Here is a 5,001-nt window from a genome sequence, read left to right as displayed (position 1 = left end):
TACGATCGGTCGGTCGCGTCGGAATCGGTCCGGTCCGGTTCCGTCTGCGGATCGGTCCGGTCCGTCGTCTCGGTCGGTCCGGTCCGGTTCCGTCCCGGGGTCGGCCCGGTCCGATTCCGCGTCGCGGGCCGCGACACGGACCGGGTCGCCAGCGCGCACGAGCGACGCCGACGCGTCGGTCGATTCCTCGCCGGTCGACGGCGCTCCGACCGCGAGACCGGTCGCCTCGCGGACCGCGGCGCGAACTCGACCGTCCGGGTCGCCGGCGGCGGGAGCGGAGAGCCCGTCCCAGCGACCCTCGTCTCGGCGGACGAGCAGGACGTCGCTCCGGTGACGGAGGAAGGCGGTGACGATCGAGGCGCCCCCGTCGACGCGTTCCGACATACCACCGCTCCGGGCGGCCGCGACGAATGGTTTTCGGCGGAACCCTGGATTTTGGGGGAACTCGACTTTCGGGGGAACTCGGCTTTCGGCGGGGAGCCGGATCGGACGCCGGCGCCCGGGGCCGGTCTCCAGTACGCTTTTGACCCGAGCGTCCGACGCCACTGGTGTATGGACGGAACCTTGGACCACGTGATGATGCGCGTCGAGGACTTAGAGGAGAGCCTCGACTGGTACCAGACGCACCTGAACTACGAAGAGAAGGGGCGCTGGGAGGCCGACACGTTCACGAACGTCTTCCTCGGGCCCGAGGACGTTCACGAGGACGGGGCGCTCCTCGAACTCACCTACAACCACGACGGCCGCTCCTACGAGATGGGCGACGCGTGGGGCCACATCGCGGTGCGCGTCCCGGAGGACGCGCTCCAGGAGTCGTACGACCAACTGATGGCGGAGGGCGTCGAGGACTACCGCGACCCCGAGTCCTGCGGGAACCGTTACGCGTTCGTGAAAGACCCCGACGGCCACGAGATCGAGATCGTCAAACGCGATCAGGGCGCGAAGTGGAGCATCGACCACACGATGATCCGCGTCGAGGACGCCGACGAGGCGCTCGGCTACTGGACCCGCAAGTTCGAGTACACGGAGGTCCCCGGCCGCTGGGAGGCCGACACGTTCGCGAACTACTTCGTGGCTCCCGAGGACGCCCCCGAGGAGGCGATGAAGGTCGAGCTCACCTACAACTACGACGGCCGCTCCTACGAGATGGGCGACGCGTGGGGCCACCTCGCCGTCCGCGTCGACGACCTCGACGACGCGTGGGAGACTCTCTTGGACCGAGAGGCCCCCGACTACCGCGATCCGGCGTCTTGTGACCACGAGTACGCGTTCACGAAGGACCAGGACGGCCACGAGATCGAAGTGGTCGTCCGAGACTGAGACGGACGTCGCCCCGACTCCGGGCTCGGGGTCCGGTCGTCGCGTTTCCACAGACCCTTATGTTCCGACTGCGAGGGAGGCGTATGGGAGAGACAGAGACCTACACGATCGCCGGTCCCGACGGCGACGAGGAGTCGTTCGAACTGCCGGCCGGCCTCGTCGACGTGCTCAGCGAGCAGGGCGAGACCCCGAGCCGCGTCCTCAGCGACGTCGTGGTGCAGGCGATGGCCCAGCAGGCGCACGTCATCGCCCACCACAGCGAGGGCGAAGTGCCGGACGACATCGCGGCGATGAACGAGACGGCGGCAGAGCTGTTCGAGGAGCGCTTCGGTCAGTCGCTCGAAGACGCGCTCGGCCACTCGCACTGAGCCGGGTCCGGGCGGATCGTCTTCTGCCGTGCGTTCGCACCGGCCAGCGATGGCAAGACCTTAGGTTCGTCCCGGCGAGCGTCGACCATGACCGACCGGGAGTCACCGCTCCACGCGGACCACGAGGCGCGCGGCGCGACGTTCACCGACTTCGGCGGCTGGCAGATGCCCGTCGAGTTCGACTCGATCCGGACGGAACACGCCGCGGTCCGCGAGGCGGTGGGCCGCTTCGACGTCTCGCACATGGGCGAGATCGAGGTGTCGGGCCCCGACGCGACGGCGCTCGTGAACCGCCTCACGACCAACGACGCGGCGGCGCTCGACCCGGGCGACTCGCAGTACGCCGCGATCACGGACGAGGACGGAGTCATGCTCGACGACACGGTCGTGTACCGGCTCCCGGACGGGATCGAGGCGGGCACCGCCGCGGCCGCGATCGCCGAGAGCGGGGTCGCCGACGGCGACCTCGACGCTCCGACCGGCGAGCCCGCGTACCTGTTCGTGCCGAACGCGGGCCACGACGGACAGATGTACGACCGCTGGGTCGACGGCCGCGACGAGTGGGGCCTCGACGCGTCCGTCGCGAACGCCACCGACGACTGGGCGATGCTAGCGGTCCAGGGTCCCGACGCGGCCGACGCACTCGGCGACGCCGCGGGAGACGCACCCGACGACGCCGACCGCCTCCTCGCGCTCTCGAAGTTCCAGGCCACCGTCGGGACCGTCGCCGGCGTCGAGAGCTGGGTGGCACGGACCGGCTACACCGGCGAGGACGGGTTCGAGGTCCTGTGTCCGGCCGCCGAGGTCGAGGGGGTCTGGTCGGCGTTCGACCTCCAGCCGTGTGGGCTCGGCGCGCGCGACACGCTCCGGACGGAGATGGGCTACCTCCTCTCCGGGCAGGACTTCGACCCCGAGAGCGAGCCGCGAACCCCGTACGAGGCCGACATCGGATTCGTGGTCGACCTCGACACGGAGTTCGTCGGTCGCGACGCGCTGGCGGCCCAGAAGGAGGCGGGCGTCGACGAGCGGTTCGTCGGGGTCCGGCTGCTCGAGCGCGGCGTCCCGCGAGGCGGCTACGCGGTCACGGACGCGACGGGGACCGGATCGGCCACCTCACCTCCGGGACGATGAGCCCGACTCTCAACGAGCCTATCGGGTTGGGGTACCTCCGCGTGGAGTACGTCGAGCCCGGCGCCGAGGTGAACGTCGTGGTCCGCGGCGACGAGAAGCGCGCCGAGGTCGTCGAACCGCCGTTCCTCGACCGGTAGAGCGAACGTCTTCGACGGTGTCCCTGCGTACTCGAACACAAAGCCGATTTCCCTGCAACAAGTTAACGTACGTCTGTGCGACAGTACGCGTATGCGAAGGCGTCAGCTGCTCGCCGGCACCGTTGCGACGGCGGTCACGGGGTTGGGCGGCTGTCTCGGCGGTGACGTCTGTCTCGGCAACTGCCCGTCGTGTACGGGCAAGGATAGCTGGCCACCGACCGTCGATGTCGAGGAACCGGAACTCGCTCCGGGCGACTCGGACGTGTTCGACATCCAGGTAGACGGGATTACGGACTTTTCGTTCGACTCGCGGCTGTACAAGTGCGGTCCCAGCGACGCGCCGGTGCAGTTCGGAGACGTCGAGTTCAGGAACCCGATAGACGCGCAGGCGGACTCCTGTCCGCCGATCTATCTGTGGGACGACTGCACCAGCGCGACGCTACACGTGACGGTTCACGCCGCGCCGGACGCCGACCCCGGAACGTACGAATACGGGTTCAGTGTGAGGGAAACGATCGGCGAACGGCACTCGAAAGACTACGAATATGTGGTCACGGTAAGCGAAGAGTGAGGTCGTGAACGCGCGATACCTGCGCTACGGTTCACTCCTCGATCGGTCGCTTCCGCTTCTCCACCACCTCGACGCCCGTGATCCCGGTGTCCGGGTACCCGCCGTCCTCGGTCTTCTCGGCGGCCTTCACCATGTCCCAGACGACGTTGAGACCGGTCGTCACGCCCTCTAACGCCTCCATCTCGCAGCCGGTCTTCCCCGTCGTCTCGACGCCGACCGTCAGTTCGATCCGGTCGTCGCCGACGGCGAAGTCGGTGTCGACGTTCGTGATCGGGATCTGGTGACACATCGGGATGGTCTCCCACGTGTGTTTCACGGCCTGGACCGCGCCGATTCGGGCGGTCGCCAGCACGTCGCCCTTCCCGACCTCGTCGGCCTCGACCGCGGCGACCGTCGACGGCGTCAGCCGGATCTCGCCGCGCGCGACCGCTCGCCGACGGGTGTCCGGCTTCGCGCCGACGTCGACCATCCGGACCTCGCCGGACTCGGTCGTGTGGGTCAGGTCGTCGGCGTCGGTCGGATCGGATCTGCTCTCGTGCTCGTCGGCGTCCTCACTCATCGTGCATCGCCTCCGGAATCCGATCGATCAGGTCCGTCGCCACCAGCCCGTACCCCCGCTCCTCGGCGACGATGTCGCCGGCGGTCCCGTTGACGTACGTCCCGACCGCCGCCGCGCGGAACGCGTCGGTCTGCGCGGCGAGCGAGCCGACCGCGCCCGCGAGCACGTCGCCCGTCCCGCCGACGGTCATCCCCGGGTTCCCCGTCCGGTTCAGCCGGACCTCGTCGCCGTCCGCGATGACGTCGTAGGCGCCCTTCACGAGGAGCGTGTGGCCGAGCTCCGCCGCGAACGACCGGACGAGGTCCGCGCGCTCGTCGGGGTCGGCCGCGGTCTCGCCGCCCATCCCGACCAGCTCGCCCTGGTGTGGGGTGCAGATCAGCTCGGCGTCGGTGTCGACCTCGGTGACGACCCGGAGCGCGTCGGCGTCGACGACCGCGCGCCCGTCGTAGGCCGCGAGGAACTCGCGGACGAACGCCGCGGTCCCGCCGTCGTCGCCGAGTCCGGGACCGAGCACGACGACGTCGTTCTCGGCGGCGAGTTCCAGCACTCGATCCAGGTGGCCCGGGTCGAGTCGGTCTCCCGGCAGATCGTGGACGATCAGGTCGGCGGAGAAGCCCTGCACCTCGCGCGCGACGGTCTCGGGGCAGGCGACGCGGACGAGGTCGGCGCCCGTCCGGAGGGCGGCCCGCGCCGAGAGCGACGGCGCGCCGGTGTAGGGACCGCCGCCGACCACGAGCACCTCGCCGTTGTCGCCCTTGTGCGAGTCCGGGTCGCGCGCGAGCCCGAGCAGGTCGCCAGGACCGGTGTACCGCTCTGCGGCCTCGGGGATCCCGATGTCCGCGACGGTCACCGCGGCGTCGAGCCGATCGAGCCCCGGCTTCGCGTCGTGGAAGGTGACGACGCGGTCGGCGTCGA

At 69.8% G+C, this 5,001-nt stretch carries 5 protein-coding genes and 2 pseudogenes; 4 read left to right on the top strand and 3 right to left on the bottom strand.

All coding sequences use genetic code 11. The annotated features are described in order from the left end of the window. A pseudogene (locus GJ633_RS13805) lies at nucleotides 1–384 on the bottom strand (hypothetical protein); the annotation flags it as partial. A gap of 168 nt (nucleotides 385–552) precedes the next feature. Between GJ633_RS13805 and GJ633_RS13800 the strand changes: the two are divergent. The 4 genes and pseudogenes from GJ633_RS13800 (at nucleotide 553) to GJ633_RS13785 (ending at nucleotide 3,527) form a co-directional block, all read left to right on the top strand. Continuing rightward, nucleotides 553–1,320: a VOC family protein gene (locus GJ633_RS13800; protein ID WP_156589279.1), complete on the top strand. Its 768-nt coding sequence runs from the start codon at nucleotides 553–555 to the stop codon at nucleotides 1,318–1,320. Between the two features lie 83 nt (nucleotides 1,321–1,403). Next, on the top strand, nucleotides 1,404–1,688 hold the full coding sequence (locus GJ633_RS13795) for a hypothetical protein (RefSeq protein ID WP_156589278.1): 285 nt from the start codon (nucleotides 1,404–1,406) through the stop codon (nucleotides 1,686–1,688). A gap of 87 nt (nucleotides 1,689–1,775) precedes the next feature. After that, a pseudogene (locus tag GJ633_RS13790) lies at nucleotides 1,776–2,956 on the top strand (glycine cleavage system aminomethyltransferase GcvT). Between the two features lie 91 nt (nucleotides 2,957–3,047). Next, a complete protein-coding gene (locus GJ633_RS13785; RefSeq protein ID WP_156589277.1) occupies nucleotides 3,048–3,527 on the top strand; it encodes a hypothetical protein in 480 nt (159 codons plus the stop codon). A 31-nt stretch (nucleotides 3,528–3,558) separates the two neighbouring features. Here GJ633_RS13785 and moaC read toward each other — a convergent pair whose 3' ends face one another. Continuing rightward, entirely contained in the window at nucleotides 3,559–4,086 is a 528-nt protein-coding gene (gene moaC, locus GJ633_RS13780; protein ID WP_156589276.1) for a cyclic pyranopterin monophosphate synthase MoaC, read from the bottom strand. Continuing rightward, nucleotides 4,079–5,001, bottom strand: a 923-nt coding sequence (locus GJ633_RS13775) for an NAD(P)H-hydrate dehydratase (protein ID WP_156589275.1), incomplete at its 5' end; no start/stop codon positions are given. The genes moaC and GJ633_RS13775, both read right to left, overlap by 8 nt.

The sequence above is a fragment of the Halorubrum sp. CBA1125 genome, from assembly GCF_009742825.1.
Taxonomy (GTDB): Archaea; Halobacteriota; Halobacteria; order Halobacteriales; family Haloferacaceae; genus Halorubrum.
This window is presented reverse-complemented; position numbering and strand designations above follow the sequence as displayed.